Source organism: Vreelandella andesensis (assembly GCF_003989795.1).
Lineage (GTDB): Bacteria > Pseudomonadota > Gammaproteobacteria > Pseudomonadales > Halomonadaceae > Vreelandella > Vreelandella andesensis.
The window spans coordinates 75,400-97,362 of the sequence record NZ_RZHG01000001.1 but is presented as its reverse complement, the minus strand read 5'-3'; the positions used below and the strand labels follow the sequence as shown (position 1 = coordinate 97,362).

Annotated in this window: 19 protein-coding genes; 15 read left to right on the top strand and 4 right to left on the bottom strand. The window is 53.6% G+C overall.

What is annotated here, in order from left to right; genetic code table 11:
* Positions 1–2: 2 nt before the first annotated feature.
* Positions 3–3,929: a phosphoribosylformylglycinamidine synthase gene (gene purL, locus ELY33_RS00445; RefSeq protein WP_126942340.1), complete on the bottom strand. Its 3,927-nt coding sequence runs from the start codon at positions 3,927–3,929 to the stop codon at positions 3–5.
* Between the two features lie 182 nt (positions 3,930–4,111).
* On the opposite strand from purL, the gene mltF reads away from it, so the two are divergent.
* Positions 4,112–5,575, top strand: a complete 1,464-nt coding sequence (gene mltF, locus ELY33_RS00440) for a membrane-bound lytic murein transglycosylase MltF (RefSeq protein ID WP_126942337.1) — start codon at positions 4,112–4,114, stop codon at positions 5,573–5,575.
* Between the two features lie 48 nt (positions 5,576–5,623).
* Here mltF and tadA read toward each other — a convergent pair whose 3' ends face one another.
* On the bottom strand, positions 5,624–6,076 hold the full coding sequence (gene tadA / locus ELY33_RS00435; protein WP_208644178.1) for a tRNA adenosine(34) deaminase TadA: 453 nt from the start codon (positions 6,074–6,076) through the stop codon (positions 5,624–5,626).
* A 110-nt stretch (positions 6,077–6,186) separates the two neighbouring features.
* On the opposite strand from tadA, the gene ELY33_RS00430 reads away from it, so the two are divergent.
* Entirely contained in the window at positions 6,187–7,005 is an 819-nt protein-coding gene (locus ELY33_RS00430) for an acyl-CoA thioesterase (protein ID WP_126942331.1), read from the top strand.
* Positions 7,006–7,096: 91 nt separating this feature from the next.
* On the opposite strand, the gene ELY33_RS00425 is transcribed toward ELY33_RS00430, so the two are convergent.
* Both ELY33_RS00425 and rpmE read right to left on the bottom strand, forming a co-directional pair.
* The gene (locus ELY33_RS00425) at positions 7,097–8,368 is read right to left on the bottom strand and encodes a malic enzyme-like NAD(P)-binding protein (protein ID WP_126942329.1); all 1,272 of its coding nucleotides are present in this window, start codon (positions 8,366–8,368) and stop codon (positions 7,097–7,099) included.
* A gap of 406 nt (positions 8,369–8,774) precedes the next feature.
* Positions 8,775–8,990: a 50S ribosomal protein L31 gene (gene rpmE / locus ELY33_RS00420; protein ID WP_126942326.1), complete on the bottom strand. Its 216-nt coding sequence runs from the start codon at positions 8,988–8,990 to the stop codon at positions 8,775–8,777.
* A 144-nt stretch (positions 8,991–9,134) separates the two neighbouring features.
* Here rpmE and ELY33_RS00415 point away from each other — a divergent pair, with 144 nt between their 5' ends.
* From ELY33_RS00415 to tatC, 13 genes are all read left to right on the top strand, one after another.
* Positions 9,135–11,393: a primosomal protein N' gene (locus ELY33_RS00415; RefSeq protein WP_244208532.1), complete on the top strand. Its 2,259-nt coding sequence runs from the start codon at positions 9,135–9,137 to the stop codon at positions 11,391–11,393.
* Positions 11,394–11,537: 144 nt separating this feature from the next.
* Positions 11,538–13,223, top strand: coding sequence for an arginine--tRNA ligase (gene argS, locus ELY33_RS00410; protein ID WP_126942323.1), 1,686 nt, complete (start codon positions 11,538–11,540; stop codon positions 13,221–13,223).
* Between the two features lie 3 nt (positions 13,224–13,226).
* Positions 13,227–13,976, top strand: a complete 750-nt coding sequence (locus ELY33_RS00405; protein ID WP_126942320.1) for an SPOR domain-containing protein — start codon at positions 13,227–13,229, stop codon at positions 13,974–13,976.
* A 258-nt stretch (positions 13,977–14,234) separates the two neighbouring features.
* The gene (gene hslV / locus ELY33_RS00400) at positions 14,235–14,768 is read left to right on the top strand and encodes an ATP-dependent protease subunit HslV (protein WP_009724832.1); all 534 of its coding nucleotides are present in this window, start codon (positions 14,235–14,237) and stop codon (positions 14,766–14,768) included.
* Positions 14,769–14,780: 12 nt separating this feature from the next.
* A complete protein-coding gene (gene hslU / locus ELY33_RS00395; RefSeq protein ID WP_126942317.1) occupies positions 14,781–16,103 on the top strand; it encodes an ATP-dependent protease ATPase subunit HslU in 1,323 nt (440 codons plus the stop codon).
* Positions 16,104–16,180: 77 nt separating this feature from the next.
* On the top strand, positions 16,181–16,582 hold the full coding sequence (locus tag ELY33_RS00390) for a gamma-butyrobetaine hydroxylase family protein (RefSeq protein WP_126942314.1): 402 nt from the start codon (positions 16,181–16,183) through the stop codon (positions 16,580–16,582).
* 121 nt (positions 16,583–16,703) lie between these two features.
* On the top strand, positions 16,704–17,459 hold the full coding sequence (gene ubiE / locus ELY33_RS00385) for a bifunctional demethylmenaquinone methyltransferase/2-methoxy-6-polyprenyl-1,4-benzoquinol methylase UbiE (RefSeq protein ID WP_126942311.1): 756 nt from the start codon (positions 16,704–16,706) through the stop codon (positions 17,457–17,459).
* A 22-nt stretch (positions 17,460–17,481) separates the two neighbouring features.
* Positions 17,482–18,156, top strand: coding sequence for a ubiquinone biosynthesis accessory factor UbiJ (locus ELY33_RS00380; RefSeq protein WP_126942308.1), 675 nt, complete (start codon positions 17,482–17,484; stop codon positions 18,154–18,156).
* On the top strand, positions 18,156–19,778 hold the full coding sequence (ubiB, locus tag ELY33_RS00375) for a ubiquinone biosynthesis regulatory protein kinase UbiB (protein WP_126942305.1): 1,623 nt from the start codon (positions 18,156–18,158) through the stop codon (positions 19,776–19,778). The genes ELY33_RS00380 and ubiB overlap by 1 nt, the downstream gene beginning before the upstream one ends.
* Before the next feature lie 86 nt (positions 19,779–19,864).
* Positions 19,865–20,221, top strand: a complete 357-nt coding sequence (locus tag ELY33_RS00370; RefSeq protein WP_126942303.1) for a phosphoribosyl-ATP diphosphatase — start codon at positions 19,865–19,867, stop codon at positions 20,219–20,221.
* A gap of 23 nt (positions 20,222–20,244) precedes the next feature.
* A complete protein-coding gene (gene tatA, locus ELY33_RS00365) occupies positions 20,245–20,529 on the top strand; it encodes a Sec-independent protein translocase subunit TatA (RefSeq protein ID WP_126942300.1) in 285 nt (94 codons plus the stop codon).
* A 3-nt stretch (positions 20,530–20,532) separates the two neighbouring features.
* The gene (gene tatB / locus ELY33_RS00360; RefSeq protein WP_126942298.1) at positions 20,533–21,078 is read left to right on the top strand and encodes a Sec-independent protein translocase protein TatB; all 546 of its coding nucleotides are present in this window, start codon (positions 20,533–20,535) and stop codon (positions 21,076–21,078) included.
* Complete coding sequence (gene tatC / locus ELY33_RS00355) at positions 21,075–21,857, top strand: twin-arginine translocase subunit TatC (protein WP_126942296.1); 783 nt, start codon at positions 21,075–21,077, stop codon at positions 21,855–21,857. Before tatB ends, tatC begins: the two co-directional genes overlap by 4 nt.
* Positions 21,858–21,963: the final 106 nt, after the last annotated feature.

Below are 21,963 nucleotides of genomic sequence, written 5' to 3'. Positions count from 1 at the left end.
CGTTAACCCAGCCACACCCGCGCATTGCGGAACAGGCGCAACCAAGCGCCATCCTCAGTCCATTCGGCCGGGCGCCAGGAATTGGTGACCGCACGTGACACCCGCTCAGGGTGGGGCATCATGATGGTCACGCGACCGTCTGGCGTCGTTAAACCAGTAATCCCTGACGGCGAGCCGTTGGGGTTGGCAGGGTAACGGGTCGTTACTTGGCCATAGTTATCGATATAGCGCAGCGCTATTTGGCTGCTGGACTGCATGCTGCGCAAATGCGCGGTATCGCGGAACTCAGCACGTCCTTCGCCGTGGGCCACAGCAATCGGCAGCTTAGAGCCTTCCATCCCGGCCAGCAGAATCGACGGGCTTTTCTCTACCCGTACCATCGCCACGCGTGCTTCAAACTGCTCGGATTCATTACGCTCAAATGCAGGCCAATTTTCAGCACCAGGAATCAGCGTCTTTAGCTGCGAGAGCATCTGACAACCGTTACACACGCCCAGCGAGAAACTGTCATCACGGGCAAAGAAGCTGGCAAACTGCTCACGGGCACGCTCATTGAAAAGCACTGATTTCGCCCAACCGCCACCGGCTCCCAGCACGTCACCGTAAGAGAAGCCACCGCAGGCTACTAAGCCTTTGAACTCATCAAGGGAAACACGCCCTTCCAGGATGTCACTCATGTGTACATCCACAGCGTCGAAGCCTGCTTTGTGAAACGCCCAGCCCATTTCGACCTGGCCATTGACGCCTTGTTCGCGCAGCACGGCAATCGCGGGCTTGGCAGTATTGATAAACGGCGCGCTGACATCCTCATTGATATTAAAACTAGGTGTGGCACTCAGACCAGGATCGCGAATATCGAGCAAGTTATCGAACTCGTTCTTGGCGCACTCAGGATTATCACGCAGTGCCTGCATACGGTAGCTGGTCTCAGCCCAGGTACGCTGCGTCAATTGGCGGGTTGTTTCGAGCAACGGCTCTTCAAACAGCGTCACGCGTACTTGATCATCGTAACGAGGGCGCGCAATGACACCGCACGTTTCGATACCCGCAACAGCAAACTGGGTGAGCACTTCTTCCGTGTGTTCACGACTTACCTGAATCACCGCGCCCAACTCTTCGGAGAATAGCGCGTTGAAGGCTTCCACCGGTTCATCAATCAGCCAATCCAGCTTAATTTCAAGCCCCGCATGAGCAGCAAAGGCCATTTCTAACAGCGTGACCAGCAGGCCACCATCGCTACGGTCATGGTAGGCCAGCAGTTTTCCATCGCGATTTAGCCCCTGAATGACCTCGAAAAACGCTTTCAAGTCTTCTGGGTCATCGACGTCGGGACACTCGTTACCGACTTGACCATAGACTTGCGCCAGCGCAGAGCCACCCAAACGGTTCTGGCCATTACCCAGATCGATCAGAATCAGGTCTGATTCATCCTGCTCTAGATTGATTTGTGGCGTCAGCGTTGCCAGTGCATCGGTCACCGGCGCAAACCCTGTCACTACCAGCGAAAGCGGTGACGTAATGCTCTTTTCGTCAGCCTCGTCGCCTTCTTGCCACGCGGTGCGCATGGACATGGAGTCCTTACCCACCGGAATAGCAATGCCCAGTGCCGGACACAGCTCCATACCTACCGCGTGTACAGCGTCATAGAGCGCTTGGTTTTCACCAGGATGGTCGGCGGCACTCATCCAGTTGGCTGACAGCTTAACATCCGACAGCTTAGCAATTGGCGCAGCGGCTAAGTTGGTAATCGCTTCGGCAACGGCAAGCCGGGCGCTGGCAGCGGGGTTAATAAGCGCCACCGGCGGGCGCTCGCCCATGGCCATGGCCTCACCTGCGTGGGTGTCGAAGCTAGCGGTGGTCACGGCAACATCGGCTACCGGCACTTGCCAAGGGCCAACCATCTGATCACGGGCGACTTGGCCGGTAATTGAGCGGTCGCCAATGGTAATCAAAAAGCTCTTCGATGCCACGGCTGGCAGGCGCAACACCCTATCCATCGCTTCACGCAGATCTAGGTTGTCGAGCATGACGCCTGACAGTTCAGGCGTTTGACGCTCAAACGAACGCGTCATTTTAGGCGGCTTGCCAAACAGCACGCTCATCGGGAGATCGACCGGCTTGGTATCAAAATAGCCGTCACGAACTTCCAGGTGATGATGCTCCATCGCCTCGCCTACCACCGCATAGGGGCAGCGCTCGCGCTTGCACAAGGCGTCGAAGGTGTCCAGGTCGTCAGGGGCAACGGCCAGCACATAGCGCTCTTGAGCTTCGTTACACCAAATTTCCAGCGGGCTCATACCCGGCTCAGCGTTAGGCACCGCACGCAGATTGAATAGTCCACCGCGGTTACCATCTTTGACCAACTCCGGTAGGGCATTGGAAAGCCCGCCTGCGCCGACGTCGTGAATAAAGCGAATCGGGTTTTTATCGCCCAACGCCCAGCAGCGGTCGATGACTTCTTGGGCACGACGTTCAATTTCCGGGTTTTCCCGCTGTACCGAGGCAAAATCCAAGTCTGCGCTAGACTCACCTGACGCCATGCTCGATGCAGCACCACCGCCCAAACCTATCAGCATGGCCGGGCCGCCCATCACAATTAGCTTGCCGCCAACAGGAATCTCACCTTTCTGCACATGATGAGCGCGAATGTTGCCATAACCACCGGCCAGCATAATCGGCTTGTGGAAACCGCGACGTTCGATGCCATCGTCGCTCAACGTATCCTGCTCGTAGGTACGGAAGTAGCCGGTCAGGTTAGGGCGGCCAAATTCATTGTTAAACGCTGCGCCACCGATGGGGCCATCCAGCATAATTTGCAGCGCTGACTGCATCCGCTCGGGCTTGCCATAATCAAAGGCTTCCCAGGGCTGAACGAACTCTGGGATACGCAGATTGGAAACGGTAAAGCCTGACAGCCCCGCCTTCGGCTTGCCGCCGATACCGGTCGCCCCTTCATCACGTATTTCGCCGCCAGAACCAGTCGCCGCGCCTGGAAAAGGCGCAATCGCTGTGGGGTGATTATGGGTCTCCACCTTCATCAAGATGTGGATTGGCTCTTGATGGGCATCGTAGCTAGCCCGCTCGCCCTCAGCACCAATCAGCGGCGTGGGGAAGAAGCGCCCCCCATGGCTTCCCTTAATAACCGCCGCGTTGTCGCTGTATGCCGAGAGCACATTATCTGGCGAGGTTGCAAAGGTGTTCTTAATCATCTTGAACAGCGAATGGCTCTGGGCTTCGCCATCAATCACCCAGTCCGCGTTGAAGATTTTGTGGCGGCAGTGCTCAGAGTTTGCCTGGGCAAACATCATCAGCTCTACATCACTAGGGTTGCGGCCAAGCTCAATAAACGCTGCAACCAGATAATCGATTTCATCGTCGGCAAGCGCCAGCCCTAACTCGCGGTTAGCCGTCGCCAACGCTTCACGGCCGCCTTCCAGTATATCGACGCTGCCCAGCGGAGCAGGTGCTTGATGAGCGAATAACGCAACCGCGTCAGCAACGTCAGCCAACACGTTTTCCGTCATGCGGTCGTGAAGTAGAGCGCTAATCGCCTCTAAATGCTCGTCACTAGGTTCGCCGCTCAGCGCGACTCGGTAATCAACACCACGCTCTATACGATCAATGTGGTGCAGACCGCAGTTATGAGCAATATCCGTTGCTTTAGAAGACCATGGCGACTGGGTACCCAAACGTGGCACAACTAGGAAGCGCTGGGCGTTTTCAGGGATGTCTTGGCTTGCGTGGCTACCATAATCAAGCAGCTTGGCCAAACGTTCCTGGGCAGCGTCATCCAGCGTCTCGTGGTGGTCAATGAAGTGGACGTAATGGGCGGACAACGCCTTCACCTCAGGAACACGTTCACGCAACACCGTTAACAGCCGTTCATGGCGGAAGGCAGAAAGGGCGGGTGCGCCTCGCAGTTCGAGCATATCTGGGAGCCTCTAAAGCAGGAAGAGTTCGTGCAGAAAATCAACAGGCCGCAATACGGCCCTCTTTAATGACACTGATTAGGGCTATGATACTGGAAAGCGGCGGCCACACGAAATCAACAAGGTGACAGCTTCACTCAGGCTGGGTATCGTTACAGACTGTTTCACCTTAACAAGACACCATGCTGACGTTGATTTACCGACACTTCATGAGGCGTTCTCGCGTCTATTTCGCAGTAATTGCTACGCTTTTCTTAGCGTTAGTTCCGCGTGTCACTCCGGTACCGCACGGGGAGCACTTGGCTCAAATCACTGCGAAAGATTTCATTACCATTCATACACGCAACACGCCAACTACCTACTATGAAGGTCGCCAGGGCCCCACAGGGTTTGAATATGAACTGATGCATCGCTTTGCTGATTACCTGGGTGTTAGCTTAAATCTCAATGCAAGCCACCACCCTGAAAGCGTGCTACCTGCGGTGCGACAGCAAGGTGACCTAGGGGCAGCAGCACTGCCCCTGCAGCCCGATTCGCCCGGCATTCATTACACCCGTTCAATTATTCAGATGCAGCCACTGGTGGTTTATCGGCGCGGCTTGAACGGCATTAACGAGCCGAAAAATTTAGTTGGCCTAGAATTAGGCACGCTTAGCGAAGCGGGTACCAGCCAATCACTTCTCGCCCTTCAGCGCGACTACCCAAGTTTGAGCTGGAAAGAGTCCCATGAGCTTGAAGTAGCAGAACTGCTGGCGCGGGTAGAAGACGGTACGCTGGATGCAGCAATCATTTTTGATCACCAGTTTCGTCTCAACCGACTTTTTTTTCCTAACGTCGAGCGCGGCTTCTTGTTAGGAGAACCATTGTCTTTAACCTGGGCGGTACCCAGCGGGCGCGGGCTTGGGCTGTTGGAAGCCGCCAACCAGTTTCTTCAAGAATTACAGGGAAATGGCACGCTGGAACAGCTTGTTAGCCGCTATTTTGGCCATGATGATTATTTGGAGTACGTAGGAACGCGTACGTTTTTAGCCCATTTAGATGAGCGCCTGCCAACCTATACCGAACTTTTCAAAAAGGCCGCTCGAGACACGGGGTTTGACTGGAAATTGCTGGCCGCCGTCGGTTACCAAGAGTCTCATTGGGACCCTGATGCGGTATCCCCAACCGGGGTGCGTGGCTTGATGATGCTCACTAATCCAACCGCCGCCGAGATGGGCATCGCTGACCGCACGAATCCGGCCCAAAGTATTGATGGCGGAGCACGCTACCTGCGAAGCATTAAAGATCGTCTGCCAGAAAGCATTACCGGCAATGATCGGCTCTACATGGCAATGGCCGCTTACAACGTGGGGCTTGGCCACTTATACGATGCTCGTAAGATTACCGAAATGCGCGGCGACAACCCAGACAGTTGGCAGGATATCCGCACAGCGCTTCCACTACTTCAACAACGGGAATGGCACAGCCAAACACGCCATGGTTATGCACGCGGCGGCGAACCGGTCATTTATGTACGCAACATTCGTCGCTACTACGAGATGATTGAGTACGTTGAGCGCAGTCGACAGCAATTTTTTCAGTTAGAAAAAACGCAGATTAGCGATGAGCCTCTTTTACTCTTTGATATTATTCCGCCAGTGGAATAATCAACGGTTGCGAACACGAAGGCCGTTACCTTTTGAAGGGGCAGCAGATTAACGCTTCGTGGCAAAAAACTGTTTCAACAATTTTTTTGCTGGCACTGCCAACACACCACTGGTCACAGCCACCTGGTGATTGAACCATGGCTGAGCAAGCAAATTGGCTTTTGATTCGACCATCCCCGTGCGTGGCTCTGGCGCACCGTACACTAACCGCGTTAAACGGGCATGGACCATGGCACCAGTGCACATCATGCATGGCTCAAGCGTCACAAACAGCGTGCAGCCTTCTAAGCGATAGTTACCCAGCTGTTGCCCCGCTTCTCGCAGCGCACGAATTTCCGCATGACCACTGGGATCGCAACTCGCTACCGGTGAGTTGCGCCCGACGCCTATAATGGTTCCCAGGGCATCCACCACAACCGCCCCCACCGGTACCTCGCCTTCCGCAGAGGCAAGGTGTGCTTGGTCAAGCGCTCGGTGCATGTAAAATTCATCGCTGCGTATCAAGGCAAACTCCGCTAAGGTAGCAAAACGATCGTTTTAATTGTGCCATAGCCGCCTAAACACCCTGGCAATCACTAGCGGCAAAACAGACAGCACTAAGGATACCGAGAATGAACGATGCGCTGAAGACACTGGTAAGCTTACTTGAGCTGGAAACACTTGAAGAGACGCTGTTTCGTGGTCAAAGCCAAGATCTAGGCTTTCCCCAGCTCTACGGCGGTCAAGTATTAGGACAAGCACTAGCAGCTGCAGCCCGCACCGTGCCTGATGATCGCCGACCACATTCACAGCATGGCTACTTTCTGCGACCAGGCGACCCCCACCGCCCCGTGGTCTACCAAGTAGACACTATTCGCGACGGCGGCAGCTTTACCACTCGCCGCGTTACCGCCATACAAAAAGGGCGGCCTATTTTCTTCTGTAGTGCATCGTTTCAAAGCGAGGAAGAGGGCATTAGCCACCAACGCACGATGCCTAGCGTAGCCACGCCAGAGGCTATCATCGAAAGGGGTGATGTGAAGCATACCCGCTTCCCAGGCCATCCTATCGAGTTTCTGCATTTAAAGGGCAATCCTGACAACGCATCGCCTGCAGGTCAGTGTCTTTGGTTTCGCTTAGCTGGCGGAACGCTGCCCGACGATCCTGCACTGCATCGCCACCTGCTTTCCTACGCGTCAGACTTCAACCTGCTAACGACCGGGCTGGTTCCCCACGGCATCAGGTACACCGACCCCAAGCTGCGCATTGCTAGCCTGGATCATTCCCTTTGGCTACACGAAGATACTCGCCTGGATGATTGGTTACTTTACGTGATCGACTCGCCCTGGGCAGGCGGTGCCCGTGGTTTAGCCCGAGGTCATATCTACCGCCGCGACGGGCGTTTGATAGCCTCTACCGCTCAAGAGGGATTAGTACGATATCCACAATAATGCTAAATCGCATCAACAAAACCGATACGCAAACGCGCCAACGCCCGCTATAGGCGGGCGCTGGAGAGTGCATCAACGTGCGCGTAACAATTTACGCGCCGTAAACATCATTAATGGTTTTGAGTGGATAGTGTGCTGGGTAAGGCTTACGCGCCACGCCGGAGTCGACTGCTGCCTGAGCCACCGCAGAGGAAACACGATCAAGCAAGCGAATATCTACAGGCGTAGGAATGATGTATTCGCGCCCAAAGCTCATTTCAGTACGCTCGTAGGCGTCTAACACCTCTTGGGGAACCGGCTCTCGGGCTAGATCCTTAAGGGCATGAACAGCTGCCAGCTTCATGGTTTCATTGATGCGAGTCGCCCGAACATCCAAAGCACCCCGAAAAATAAACGGGAAACCCAACACGTTATTGACCTGATTGGGGTAATCCGAACGGCCTGTCGCCATAATCACATCAGGTCGTGCTTCACGGGCCACCGCTGGATGAATTTCTGGGTCGGGGTTAGTGCAGGCGAAAATGACTGGGTCTCGAGCCATTTTCTTAACTTGCTCGGCAGAAAGAAGCCCTGGGCCAGAAAGACCAATAAACACGTCAGCACCGTCGATGGCATCGTCGAGTGTGCGCATGTTGGTGTTGCGAGCAAATTCAGCTTTATATTCATTAATACCATCGCGATCAGTGTGAATAACACCACGACGGTCAAGCATCACCAAGTTCTCTTTACTCGCACCACAAGACACCAGCAAACGCATGCAGGCAATGGCTGCAGCGCCTGCGCCCATACAAACAATCTTCACATCTTCAATACGCTTATCCGCAATATCCAGCGCATTGAGCATACCAGCAGCAGTCACAATGGCCGTTCCATGCTGATCATCGTGAAATACCGGGATACTGCAGCGATCAATCAAGGCTTTTTCAATTTTAAAACATTCGGGCGCTTTGATATCTTCTAGATTAATCCCTCCCCAAGTATCCGCAATACGCGCCACTGTGTCGATAAACGCCTGAGGACTTTCAGCATCCACTTCAATATCGACTGAGTTAATGCCCGCAAAGCACTTAAAGAGTACACCCTTACCTTCCATGACCGGCTTGCTGGCCAACGGGCCAAGGTTACCCAGGCCTAAAATAGCAGTTCCATCAGAAATGACGGCGACCAGATTCCCTTTACCAGTGTAGCGATAGGCATTTTCCGCCTCACGAGCGATTTCGCGAACCGGCTCAGCAACGCCAGGGCTATACGCCAGCGCCAGATCTCGCGCGGTAACCGTGGGTTTGGTTAACTCCACAGATAGCTTACCGGGAATCGGTTTAGCGTGATAATCCAAAGCCGCTTGCTTATTTGCATCCATCATGGTCAGAGTCCAATCAGCCTAACGTAAAAAAGTCACACCAGAATATAGAAAAAACCTATGCGCCTCAAGCACGTAGTAAACTTTGCAAAAAAACAGTCGTTTTAACTCAGTTTGCGTCATGTTCGAAACTTTTCAACACTATTTGCTGAAACTTATGCCTAAACGCACTAGCCATAAAGGTTTGCTTATTGATGCAGCGCGGCATTTTGTGGAAATAAATTCCATTTAAAGAAAGAAAAAAGCCGATTCTTCAACAGGCTAGATTCTTCAATAGGCTAACCAGAAAGGGAGCGAAAAAGAGAAAAAGGAAAAAGCATATTACTGAAAGTAAAAAACCCACGCCGTAGCGTAGGTTTTATTTATGCAAAACACATTGAATGTTTGCAATGGCAAAAATCCGTTAGGATTAGCCGCGCTTAACAGCAGCGCCGAAACGCTTGTTAAAGCGTTCTACACGGCCACCAGTGGTCGCTTGCTTCTGCTTACCAGTGTAAAACGGGTGGCAGTTGGAGCACACATCCAGAGAAAAGTCATGACCAGAGGTAGAACCAACCTGGAAGTTTGCACCGCAAGAACAGCTAGCGGTGACCGTGTTGTAATTTGGGTGGATACCTTGTTTCATCTTGAGCCTCATGAGCTGTATGCCGCCACTTGATCCGTTGCCAAGCACCGCATACGGGTTGAAAAAACTGCTAACCGGTTAACCGCTCCATCCTATAGATTCAGAGCGGCCGCGCATTCTAGCAAACTAAACGCCGGAGGCCAATTGCCCGACTCTGTTTCTAACCAGGCGCGCCCTCAGGGCACGACCTCAGCACGTTTTCAAGTGTTAACAATAGCCCTGCCATCACCGCTGCGGCGTTTGTTTGACTATTTGCCAACACGTCAACCACCCGCTTGCGGTTGGCAGGTAGGTCTTCGAGTGCGCGTCCCCTTCGGTCGCAGGGAAGTGGTCGGCGTGGTGGCAGAACTCGCCAATGGCAGCGAACTGCCTCACGACAAGCTGCGCGCTATCAGCGAAGTGCTCGACGACGCCCCTCTGCCCAATGACTGGCAGTGGCTATGCCATTTCGCTGCCCGCTATTATCAGCATAGTTTAGGCGACACTATGCAACTGGCTATGCCCGCTCGGCTGCGCCAGGGCCACCCAATGGGGGGACGAACGCAAACCCTGTGGCTACCACTGTCACCTGGCGATGACCTGATACTTCAGCGAGCTCCAAAGCAGGCCGAGCTATATGCACTGCTGCGCCAGCACCCACATGGGCTGGCGGGCCGAGCAGTCACTGCGCATGGTTTTACCCGCGAGCAGCTTCTAGCCTTGCAAAAAAAGGGCTATGCCCGTGCTCAGGAAACCGCACTAACCGCAGCGCAGCCTGCTAGCGGCGGCTTGTTGGCATCGCCTTCACTTCCTCTGAATAGAGAGCAGGCCTCGGCACTTGCCGTATTGCATGAAAAACTCGAAAGTTACCACCCCTGCCTGTTAGAAGGCGTGACCGGAAGCGGTAAAACCGAAATTTACCTTCAGCTAATTGAAGCTCTCGCTGCTAAAGGCAAGCAGTCGCTGGTACTGGTGCCTGAAATAGGTCTCACTCCTCAAACCCTGGCGCGCTTCAAAAGCCGCTTCAGGGTGCCTGTCGTAGCACTGCACTCGGGACTTACTGATCTGGAGCGTCTGGACGTATGGGAAGCTGCTGCCAATGGACGCGCGCTCGTCATTATCGGCACCCGATCCGCTATTTTCACGCCGCTTAAAAACCCCGGGGCCATTATCGTCGATGAAGAGCATGATAGTTCCTACAAACAGCACGACGGGCTACGCTACCATGCCCGGGATTTAGCCGTTGCAAGAGCGCACTACCACAACATTCCCTTGCTGCTGGGTAGCGCGACACCTTCCTTTGAGAGTTTGCAGCAAGCGCTTTCCGGCACATATCGCCACCTGCGGCTCACCCAGCGCCCTAGCCGACACCCGCCGGCCAAGCTGGAGTTGATTGATCTGCGTCACCAACGGCGTCAGGGCGGGCTTCTGCCTAATGCCATCAGCGCCATTAAAAGCACCTTAACGTCAGGTAAGCAGGCGCTGGTATTTATTAACCGACGAGGGTTCGCACCCACGCTTGCTTGCCATAGTTGCGGCTGGATAGCCGAGTGTGGGCAGTGCGATTCGCGCATGACACTTCACCGCCAACCCCCACTGCTGGCCTGCCACCATTGCGATAGCCGGCGAGCACTGCCAGATGCCTGCCCCGAATGCGGAAGCGGCGACCTACGCGCTTTGGGCAGCGGCACTGAGCGAACCGAAGAAACGCTGCAAGGTTTGTTCCCAAACGTTACCGTGCATCGCATTGACCGCGACAGTACGCGCAAAAAAGAGAGTTTTGAGCAGATACTCAAAGAGATTCAACGAGGCGAGCCTTGCTTGCTCGTCGGCACCCAGATGCTGGCGAAAGGTCATCACCTTCCCCATGTCACGCTAGTTGTTGTCGTCAATGCAGACGGAGGACTCTACGCTGCCGACTTTCGTGCTTTGGAGCACAGTGCGCAGCTATTGGAACAAGTTGCTGGTCGCGCAGGGCGCGCCGCTCACCCGGGGCGAGTACTGGTGCAAACGCTGCATCCGGATGACCCACATCTAGGCCAACTTGCTGAGCACGGTTATGGCGCACTCGCACGCAGCCTGCTGGAAGAACGTCGACTCGCCGGACTGCCACCTTTTTGCTTTATGGCATTGCTACGCATTGAAAGCCCCCATGAAGAAGCGGCGATTGCTTTGGGTCAACAAGCCGCTCAAGCACTTCACCAATGGTTAACAATAGTAAAACTACCAGTGCGCTGTTTAGGCCCTGTTCCAGCGCCCATGGAGCGCCGTCAAAACCGTTATCATGTCCACATCATGCTGGCAGCGGACAAACGTAGCCAGCGCCACACGGCTGCTAACTGGCTAGTGCAGTGGTTAGAAGCCAATCGAGAAGCACGCAAAGTCCGTTGGTCAATTGATATTGACCCTCAAACGCTCGCGTAAAGACAAGCATTACGAGGGCAATTTGCTCATCCTGTAACGCAATACGGCTTTGAAACTGAGCGCCAATTGCCGATAATGACCGCTTTGCCGCTGCCTGACCTGAGCGCATGCACACGCCGCCACCGACGACATCCGGATATTTAAATGAAAGACACCATTGTTACTTTGCTAGCAGGCGCGATTGACGCGCTTAAGCACCAAGGCGTGCTGCCCGACGATTCACAGCCGACGATTAAAGTTGACCCCACCAAAGATAAAGCTCACGGCGACTACGCCACAAACCTAGCCCTTATGCTGGCGAAGCCCGCAGCAATGAAGCCTCGCGAGCTTGCCGACTTACTGGTTGCCTCCCTTCCCGCGAGCGATGCGATTCAAAAAACGGAAATCGCAGGCCCCGGCTTTATTAATTTTTTTGCGGCCACGGATGCCGCCGCTCAAATTGTTGCCCAGGTGCTCGATAGCGGTGATGCCTTTGGCCGCTGCCTAATTGGCAAGGGCGAGAAAGTCCAGGTGGAGTTTGTTTCTGCCAACCCGACAGGCCCTCTTCACGTGGGCCATGGCCGTGGCGCTGCGATAGGCGACTGTATCTGCCGCCTGTTAGAAGCCACTGGCTATGACGTAACTCGCGAGTTTTATTACAACGATGCCGGCGCCCAGATCAAAAATCTGGCACTTTCTGTCCAGGCTCGTGCAAAGGGCCTTGGCCCCGATGACCCCAGTTGGCCAGAAGACGGCTACCGCGGCGAATACATTGTTGATGTGGCCAACGACTACATGGCAGGCAAAACGGTGACCGCCGATGACCGTGAAGTCACCGCTAAAGCAGAGGTTAACGAGTTAGACGCCATTCAGGCCTTTGCGGTTGCCTGGCTGCGTCGTGAGCAGGATTTAGACCTAAAAGCGTTTGGCGTTGAGTTTGATGTCTACTTCCTTGAGTCATCGCTGTATCAAGACGGCAAGGTAGAAGCAACCGTCGAAAAGCTGGTCGCTAATGGCCATACCTATGAAGAAGACGGTGCCATGTGGCTGCGCACCACTGACTTTGGCGACGACAAAGACCGCGTGATGCGCAAGCGTGAAGGAGGTTATACCTACTTCTTGCCAGATGTGGCCTACCACTTGAACAAGTGGCAGCGCGGCTTTAAAACCGTGATCAATGAGCAAGGGGCTGATCACCACTCTACGGTCACCCGCGTTCGCGCTGGCTTGCAGGCACTGGAAGTTGGCATTCCAAAAGGCTGGCCCGACTATGTTCTGCATCAAATGGTCATGGTGACCCGCTCAGGCGTAGAGGTGAAACTTTCCAAGCGTGCCGGTAGCTATGTCACTGTGCGCGACTTGATTGATGAAGTTGGTCGCGATGCTACCCGCTTCTTCCTGGCGGCCCGCCGAGCGGATTCGCAGCTTACCTTTGACATCGACTTGGCACGCTCGCAGTCGAACGATAACCCGGTGTATTACATTCAATACGCCCATGCGCGGGTATCCAGCATGCTGCGCAAAGCCGAAGATGCAGGCCAGCCCTTCAACCATGGCGTCGCGCTGGCTAATCTCGCATTGCTCGATAGCGATCAGGAAAAGGCCGTACTTAATCGCTTGGCGCGCTACCCAGAGGTGGTTGAGAACGCTGCTAAAAACCGCGAGCCGCAACAAGTTGCTCAGTACCTGCTGGATCTTTCGGGTGATTTTCACACCTGCTACAACGCCGTTAAAGTCATGGTTGATGACGATACCCTGCGTAACACACGCTTAGCGCTTGGCCTGGCAACCAAGCAAGTGCTGCGTAACGGTCTCGATCTTATGGGGGTCAGTGCCCCAGAGGAGATGTAAGCGATGGCCAGTTCAAAAGAAAAGCCAGCCCGCCGAGGAGCAACCTCTCAGCGCAACGCCGGCAAACGCTCAGGTGGCGGATTCAGAATCCCCGGCTGGCTTTGGGGGTTAGCGGGGTTAGCGGTGGGGTTTTTCCTGGCGCAGCATCAACACGGCACCGCACCTTGGCAAAAGCAGGAAGACACGCCCCAGGCGACCGTGTTGCCGAAGCCTGCCGACAGCGATGAGCGCAGTGCCGCGCGCCAAACAGAGAGCGCCACCGAAACGGCAATGCCGACGTTTGAATTTTACACGCTGCTACCTGACACAGAGATCATTGCGCCGGGAGTTTCGCTACCGTCGACGGTGAATCGCCCCGAAGCAACGGCACAGCAGCGACAAACGACGGCAAATAACGACACAACGGCAAGCAGCGAAAGTGCGCGTCAAGATGACCCCATTGCCCAGGTGATCGCGGCTAATATGCGCCCTGAAGAGCAAGTCGCCGCCGCCCAGCAAGCGACTGCCAACAGCGCGCCTAACCGTTATATGCTGCAGGCCGCATCGTTTCGTGAATTAAGCGATGCCGAGCAGCTGCGTGGCCGTCTGCGCAATTTAAGCCTGCTTGCCCAAGTTAGCGAGGTAAAGGCCAATGGCGATACATGGCACCGTGTTCAAGTAGGCCCTTATGAAGACACGCGAGAGTTAAACCGCGCCCAAGATTTAATGGCCACCCAAGGCATTGAGCCACTTCTAATCCAGCTTCAAAACTAGTTTAACCAAAGGCTGCTTTAATCACAGACTGTTCTAATCACAGACTGTTCTAATCACAGGCTGTTCTAACCCAAAGACCAAGCGGGCTTGCATTTCACAAACCCCGTTTAAAAGCACATTATCCGAAGGCTTTAGTTAGCGGGCGGTTGATTTTTTATCAGCCGCCCGCACTTTGTGGTGAGTCGCTTTTTTTACGGTCTTTTAAAAAACGGCCGATCAGTCATCGGGAGCGAGTGTCTCCCCCAAGGAGTTATCTCCATGACCACTATTGTATCCGTACGCCGCGGTAACCAGGTTGCCCTTGCAGGCGACGGCCAAGTATCACTGGGCAACACCGTAATGAAAGGCAATGCGAGTAAGGTACGTCGACTTTATCGTGGCAAAGTGCTGGCAGGCTTTGCTGGCGGCACCGCTGATGCCTTCACGCTATTTGAGCGTTTTGAAGCGCAGTTGGAAAAATATCAGGGCCACCTTACCAAAGCAGCCGTTGAGCTGGCTAAGGATTGGCGCACCGACCGAGCGCTACGCCGTTTGGAAGCGCTGCTGGCCGTCGCTGACCACAGTGCCTCGTTGATTATTACCGGTAACGGTGATGTGGTTGAACCTGAGCGCGGCATTATTGCTATTGGTTCCGGCGGTAACTTTGCTCAAGCAAGCGCCCGTGCACTGCTGGAAAATACCGAACTTTCTGCGCGTGAAATTACTGAAAAATCACTCGAAATCGCCGGCGACATCTGCGTGTTTACCAATCACCACGTCACGCTCGAAGAGCTGAACATCAACGACCGTTGAGGCCCCTTTTTTATGACACAGATGACACCCCGCGAAATCGTTCATGCCCTGGACCAGTACATCATTGGTCAGCAAGATGCCAAACGTGCTGTCGCCATTGCCCTGCGTAACCGCTGGCGCCGCATGCAGCTGGATGATGAGTTGCGCCCAGAAGTAACGCCAAAGAATATATTGATGATCGGCCCTACCGGCGTGGGTAAAACTGAAATTGCTCGCCGCCTCGCCAAGCTGGCCAAAGCGCCCTTCATTAAGGTCGAAGCCACTAAATTTACCGAAGTAGGCTATGTTGGCCGGGATGTCGAGTCGATTATTCGCGACTTAATGGAAGCCGCGATCAAAATGGTTCGTGAGCACGCCAAAGAAGAAGTCGGCCATCGCGCTGAAGATGCCGCTGAAGACCGCGTTCTGGATGCACTCTTACCACCCCCCCGCGGCCAGGAAGATAAGCCTCGGGAAGATAATGGTACGCGTCAAACCTTCCGTAAAAAGCTTCGGGAAGGTCAGTTAAACGATAAAGAGATCGACATCGAAATCTCTTCCCATGGCCAAGGCATTGACATTATGACACCGCCCGGCATGGAGGAGATGACCAATCAGCTGCAAAGCCTGTTTTCCAACATGGGCCAGCAAAAGCGCGAACAGCGCCGTGTGACCGTAAAAGAAGCCTTAATTCTGCTGCGCGATGAAGAGGCAGGCAAACTGGTCAATGAAGAAGAAATCAAAGCCCGCGCCGTCGAAGCCGTCGAGCAGCACGGGATTGTATTCCTGGATGAGATCGACAAGGTTACCAAGGGCAGCGGCCAGTCCAGCGGTGGCGAAGTCTCCCGTGAAGGCGTTCAGCGTGACCTACTGCCATTGATCGAAGGCTCTACTGTTTCAACGAAGTACGGCATGGTGAAAACCGATCATATTTTGTTTATTGCTTCGGGTGCCTTTCACCTATCGCGCCCCTCGGACCTTATTCCCGAACTACAAGGGCGCTTGCCGATCCGCGTTGAACTGGATGCACTGACACCCGGCGACTTCCAACGGATTCTCACCGAGCCCTCCGCTTCGCTCACCAAGCAGTATCAAGCGCTGCTGGCTACCGAAGGGCTGGACATCGAATTCACGCCAGACGGTATCGAGCGTATTGCCGAAATTTCCTGGCAAGTGAACGAAGGCACTGAGAATATCGGGGCTCGCCGACTACACACGGTGCTGGAACGGCTGCTCGAAGAAGCCTCGTTTAAAGGAGGCGACATGGATAGCCCTCTGATAATCGATGCCGATTACGTCAATGCTCAACTGGGCGAGCTAGCGGTGGACGAAGACCTATCGCGATATATTTTGTAAGTTAGCACCCATGGAATGTGGCAGTGACAGCCAGCCACGCTGTTACTGCCACTCCTTTTTAGAGGTTAAACTCATCCATGAACGCTTCTATTCCTACGAACGCCCCCACACCAACGCGGGTTCACTACCATAAGCAGGCCCGCGAACTGGCGCTTGACTATGCCAGTGGAGAAAGCTATCGGCTGCCGGTCGAGTTTTTACGGGTCTATTCCCCTTCGGCCGAAGTACGCGGCCATGGCGGCGACACCGCCGTACTCCAGGTGGGAAAAAAAGATGTCGGCCTACAAAATATTACCCAAGCCGGTAACTACGCACTGAAACTGCATTTTGATGATGGTCACGATAGCGGCCTTTACAGCTGGAACTATCTCTACGACCTGGCCCAACACCAAAATGATTACTGGCAAAACTACCTCGAACGCCTCGAAGAGGCAGGTGCCTCCCGCGAGCCCGCCAGCATTCAATTCAAACAACTGTGACGCTTCACCCCAGGTGAAGCGCAGACAAGCTGGGGGGGAGAAGGCTACAATGTCGCTAATCATTTTTTGCGACGGCCTTTTGGTCGACTATTACCGCCTCGAACTCGGGAGCTAGAGCCCCATGAGCCCCACAGAAGAACGCACCACCCATTTTGGTTTTCAGGAAGTAGCGGTTGACGAGAAAGCATCTCGTGTTGCCGATGTCTTCCACTCGGTCGCTGCTCGCTACGACATCATGAATGACGTGATGTCTATGGGCATCCATCGCATCTGGAAACGCCTTGCGATAGAACGTGCAGGCGTCCGCCCTGGGCATCATGTACTGGATATTGCTGGCGGCACCGGCGATTTAACACTTAAATTCTCACGCTTGGTTGGCCCGCGCGGCAAAGTCATACTGGCTGACATTAACGCCTCCATGCTAAGAGTCGGCCGCGACAAACTGATGGATAACGGCGTCGGTGGCAACGTTGAGTATGTGCAAGCCAATGCCGAGTGCCTGCCGTTTCCTGATAATAGTTTTGATTGCATTACGATTGCCTTTGGCCTGCGTAATGTCACCGACAAAGATGCCGCGCTGCGCTCTATGGCACGCGTGCTAAAACCCGGTGGGCGATTACTGGTACTTGAGTTCTCCAAGCCAAATAATGCACTTTTGTCAAAAGCTTATGACGAATACTCCTTCCGTCTGCTGCCGAAAATGGGCGAACTAGTAGCTGGCGATGGCGAAAGTTACCGCTATCTCGCCGAGTCTATTCGCATGCACCCTGACCAAGAAACCCTGAAAGGCATGATGGAAGCCGCGGGGCTTGAACGGGTGGAGTACACCAACCTGACCGGCGGTATCGTTGCCCTTCACCGCGGCATTAAATTATGAAGTCACCAACAATGAGGTCCGCATGCTAGTCACCCCGACCCTGTTGCTGGCCGGATGTGAACGCATGTTGAATGCCTTGCTTGCCCGAGATCCGGCCTCGCCTGCACGCTTATCGGCGTTAGCAGGCAGCCGACTGCTAGTGAGGCTGGAAAAGCCTCACCTTCAGTTGGTGCTGCACTATCACCATGCGGGTATTGATCTACTGCGTGGCGACGACCTGGATGAAACCGACGTCGACGCCATCGTTGAACTGACCCCGGAAACACTCTCTGAATGGTTAAGCGGTGCTTCTGTTGAACGGTTGATGTTTGATGGCAAACTTTCTGTGCGTGGCCGCATCCATCTATTAGAAGCCACCCGCGACCTGCTCTTTGATCTGGATATCGACTGGGAAAGCGAGCTAGCTCGCTGGCTGGGTGAACTGCCCGCCCATTCACTGGCTGAAGGAATTCGCCGTGCCGCCCGCTGGGGGCTAAGAGCGAAAGATGAACTGCTGCAAGACGTTTCTGAATACGTCTTTGAAGAAGCCCGCTTACTTCCAGGCCGCCAACAACGCGACGTACTTCGAGATCACTTAACTGAACTTGAAATTTCGACCGACCGCCTGGAAGCTAGGCTCAATCGCCTCCACAGGCGCTTGACTCAGTTGACGGCCCAGCAGAAAAAAACGCATTTACAGTCTGAGGAGCCGCACTAATGAGCCTGCGGTTAGTAAAGATCACTTGGATAGTGGCTCGCCATCGCTTAGATACATTAATACCCGTAGAACGACTGCCGTTCTGGCTACGTATCTTGATGAGTATTTCGCCTCTAAAGCTGTTTCCCGTTGGCCAGCGCAGTCGCGGCGAACGATTGCGCCTAGCCTTGGAAGCGCTTGGGCCAATTTTCATTAAGTTTGGCCAAATGCTCTCGACCCGACGAGATTTATTGCCCGAAGACATCGCCGATGAATTAAAACGCTTGCAAGACCAAGTGCCTCCCTTCCCTGGCGAATTAGCCGCTGCACGGGTCGAAAAAGAGCTTGAAATGTCGCTCGCTGAGGCATTTTCCGCCTTCGACCAAGTACCCTTGGCATCCGCGTCAATAGCCCAGGTACATGCAGCCACACTGCATAGCGGTGAAGACGTGGTCGTCAAAATTATTCGCCCCGGCATTGACAGCATTATGCGCCAGGATATGGCACTGATGTATCAAATCGCCAAGCTGCTAGGCAAAGTACCTGACGCAAAACGATTACGCCCAGTCGAAGTGATCCGCGATTACGAAGCCACCTTGTTTGATGAGCTTGATCTCTACAAAGAAGCGGCAAACACGTCACAACTCAAACGTAACTTCAAAGATTCACCGCTGATGTTTGTACCGACAGTCTACTGGCCCTACGCTCGTCGCCATGTCATGGTACAAGAGCGTATTCGCGGCGTACCGGTGGCTGACTTAGACACGCTTATAGCGCGGGGCACCAACCTCAAGAAACTGGCCGAGCGTGGCGTTGAAATCTTCTTTACCCAGGTTTTCCGGGATAACTTCTTCCATGCCGACATGCATCCCGGCAATATCTTTGTTAACTGCGATGACCCTGAAGATCCACAGTACATCGCCATCGACTGCGGCATTGTGGGGAGCCTTACCCGAGAAGATCAGGACTACCTCGCGCGCAACTTACTAGCGTTTTTCCATCAAGATTATTACGAAGTAGCCGCTTTACATATCGCGTCTGGCTGGGTGGGCGAAAACACCCGTGCCAACGAATTCGCAGCCGCCATTCGTACCGTATGCGAGCCCATTCTTGAAAAGCCGCTAAAAGATATTTCGTTTGGGCAGGTGCTGTTAGGACTGTTTCAAACAGCACGCCGTTTTAATATGGAAGTACAGCCACAGCTGGTATTGTTGCAAAAAACGCTGCTTAACATCGAAGGGCTGGGCCGCCAACTTTATCCTGACCTGGATTTATGGAGCACCGCTAAGCCATATCTAGAAAAGTGGATGAAACAGCGCGCGGGTATCGGCGGCCTTTGGGAATCGCTCAAACGCCAGGCACCGGAGCTTTCTCACCAGCTGCCTGAGCTGCCCGTGTTAGCCCACCAGGCGCTGAGCCGAATGGAACATGAGCACCGTCAGCGTCATCAGCAAGCAGCCTCTATTAGTGCTGTTCAACAGCAGCTGACGCGCCAGAATAAACGTCATTACCGTCTGCGTATTGGCCTTATTCTGATCGCTATTGCATTGGCTTGGCAGCCGCTGAGCAGCTGGGCATCGGCGCAAGAATGGCCTGTTTTAGCAGCAGCGGGAGTAGGCTTGGTGTTGTTACTATGGCAATGAATGAATGAAGCAACCAAACAGCAATATAAAGCGTCTAAGCACTGATTTTTGGCAAACGTGCTGTGATGATTGATAAAAGGATGCCTATGACTGATTCTAACCAGACGACGCAAGTGCTAGACGCACTCGCCGAGGTTTTAAAGCAGCGCCGACACGCTAGTGCAGAAAATTCTTATGTTGCCTCCTTGCATCATAAGGGTTTGAACAAGATACTCGAAAAGGTCGGCGAAGAGGCGACTGAGACAATTTTGGCGGCGAAAGATGCCGAGCACGGCGGCGAGCAGGCGCATCAAGCAGTGATCGCTGAAACCGCCGACCTGTGGTTTCATAGCTTAGTAATGCTGTCGCACCTCGAACTGGATCATCAGCGCGTTTTAGATGAGCTAGCACGGCGGTTCGGTATTTCTGGTCATGACGAAAAAGCGTCCCGCACACAACGTTAACCTGCACTGATGAGGAAATGCATATGTTAGGTGGTATCAGTATTTGGCAGTTGCTGATTGTTCTGGGCATCATCATCCTAATTTTCGGCACCAAAAAACTGCGTAATGTGGGCACCGACTTAGGCGGTGCAGTCAAAGGTTTCAAAAAAGCCATTAACGAAGAAGAGAAAGATGGCGATAAAAAAGAAGCCGACCAACCTCAGGCAAAAGTGAGCCACGAAGAGGCTGGCAACACCTACGATGTTCAAGCAGAAGAAAAGCGTGCAGCAGAAGAACGTCCCACAGAACGTAACGAAGAGCGCAAATAACCCATGCTGGATATCGGCTTTCTTGAACTAATGCTGATTGGTATCGTCGGGCTTCTGGTGCTTGGACCAGAACGCCTGCCGAAAGCCGCTCGCACAGCAGGTATGTGGATCGGCAAAATCAAGCGTACGGTATCCGGTATGCAGCGCGAAATCAGCGCCCAACTGGAAGCGGAGGAGTTGCGTCAAAAACTCAACGAGCAACAGAAAAAGCTCGATGACAGCCTCAAAAAAGCCAAGCAGGATGTTGAGAGCATTGCCGACGCCCCCTCTTCTTCCGGCGCTTCCAGCGTTTCTACATCGGCTAACCAAAACGAAACCGAGCAGCGGGTTGCCAACGCTAGCGCCCGGTTAGATGATGCTTTGCAAACAGTCCGCGAAGACACGCCAACAGCCTCTTCCTCAACGCCTCATCAAAGTGCTACCGATGAATTGCGTGCGGTTAATCCTAGCGGCGAAAGTGAGCCTAGCAATGCAAATACTAAGCAGGCGGATATGAAAAAAGCGGATTTTGAAAAGGCTGATTTTAAAAAGGATAGCAATCACCAATGAGTATGTCTGGCGATTCGCAGGAGCCGCGTAAGGACCAAGGCCAAGCGCCCCTTATCGAGCACCTGATTGAGCTACGCTCGCGGCTAATGAAAGCGGTCGTAGTTATATTAGTTGTGTTTCTTGGTCTTTATTCCTTTGCTAATGATATTTACAGCTTTGTGGCTGAGCCACTAATGGCACTGCTGCCAGAAGGCTCACAGATGATCGCCACCGAGGTGGCTTCACCTTTCCTGGCTCCCTTTAAACTAACGCTAGTCGTCGCCGTCTTTATCGCCGTTCCCTTTGTGCTCCACCAGGCATGGGCATTTGTGGCACCAGGGCTTTACGATAACGAGAAAGCGCTGGCAATCCCTATTTTGGTTTCTAGCATAGCGCTGTTTTACGCGGGCGCAGCGTTTGCTTATTACGTGGTTTTTCCGCTGCTGTTTGAGTTTTTCACCCAGACCGGGCCGGAAGACATCGCGATAATGACCGACATTAATCAGTACCTAAACTTTGTATTAAAGCTGTTTTTTGCCTTTGGTGTCGCTTTTGAAATCCCCATTGCGACGTTTTTGCTAATACTGTCGGGTGCGGCCACGGTTGAGAGTCTTTCGAAAAAACGGCCGTACATTATTTTAGGCTGCTTTGTGGTAGGCATGCTGCTTACGCCACCCGACATCATTTCTCAAAGTCTGTTGGCTGTCCCCATGTATCTGCTTTATGAAGTGGGGCTACTGTTTGGCCGTTTGGTCCGCCGAAAAGAAAAGGCAGATGACGCTGAAGAACAAGAGACCTAACAGCGCTATCACATGCAATGCACTGCGCATAAAAAAGCCTCTGCCACTAAAAATGACAGAGGCTTTTTGCCCTTTATACGAAGGGCCTATCGATAGAAAACATTAG

Excerpts from the sequence above, each read along its gene's own strand:
- tatB (WP_126942298.1), top strand. The coding sequence starts at position 20,533 with ATGCTGGATATCGGCTTTCTTGAACTAATGCTGATTGGTATCGTCGGG.
- ELY33_RS00405 (WP_126942320.1), top strand. The coding sequence starts at position 13,227 with ATGGCCAGTTCAAAAGAAAAGCCAGCCCGCCGAGGAGCAACCTCTCAG.
- ubiE (WP_126942311.1), top strand. The coding sequence starts at position 16,704 with ATGAGCCCCACAGAAGAACGCACCACCCATTTTGGTTTTCAGGAAGTA.
- ELY33_RS00430 (WP_126942331.1), top strand. The coding sequence starts at position 6,187 with ATGAACGATGCGCTGAAGACACTGGTAAGCTTACTTGAGCTGGAAACA.
- ELY33_RS00370 (WP_126942303.1), top strand. The coding sequence starts at position 19,865 with ATGACTGATTCTAACCAGACGACGCAAGTGCTAGACGCACTCGCCGAG.
- tatA (WP_126942300.1), top strand. The coding sequence starts at position 20,245 with ATGTTAGGTGGTATCAGTATTTGGCAGTTGCTGATTGTTCTGGGCATC.
- hslU (WP_126942317.1), top strand. The coding sequence starts at position 14,781 with ATGACACAGATGACACCCCGCGAAATCGTTCATGCCCTGGACCAGTAC.
- purL (WP_126942340.1), bottom strand. The coding sequence starts at position 3,929 with ATGCTCGAACTGCGAGGCGCACCCGCCCTTTCTGCCTTCCGCCATGAA.
- ELY33_RS00390 (WP_126942314.1), top strand. The coding sequence starts at position 16,181 with ATGAACGCTTCTATTCCTACGAACGCCCCCACACCAACGCGGGTTCAC.
- ELY33_RS00425 (WP_126942329.1), bottom strand. The coding sequence starts at position 8,368 with ATGATGGATGCAAATAAGCAAGCGGCTTTGGATTATCACGCTAAACCG.
- ELY33_RS00380 (WP_126942308.1), top strand. The coding sequence starts at position 17,482 with ATGCTAGTCACCCCGACCCTGTTGCTGGCCGGATGTGAACGCATGTTG.
- mltF (WP_126942337.1), top strand. The coding sequence starts at position 4,112 with ATGCTGACGTTGATTTACCGACACTTCATGAGGCGTTCTCGCGTCTAT.
- argS (WP_126942323.1), top strand. The coding sequence starts at position 11,538 with ATGAAAGACACCATTGTTACTTTGCTAGCAGGCGCGATTGACGCGCTT.
- tatC (WP_126942296.1), top strand. The coding sequence starts at position 21,075 with ATGAGTATGTCTGGCGATTCGCAGGAGCCGCGTAAGGACCAAGGCCAA.
- ubiB (WP_126942305.1), top strand. The coding sequence starts at position 18,156 with ATGAGCCTGCGGTTAGTAAAGATCACTTGGATAGTGGCTCGCCATCGC.
- hslV (WP_009724832.1), top strand. The coding sequence starts at position 14,235 with ATGACCACTATTGTATCCGTACGCCGCGGTAACCAGGTTGCCCTTGCA.
- rpmE (WP_126942326.1), bottom strand. The coding sequence starts at position 8,990 with ATGAAACAAGGTATCCACCCAAATTACAACACGGTCACCGCTAGCTGT.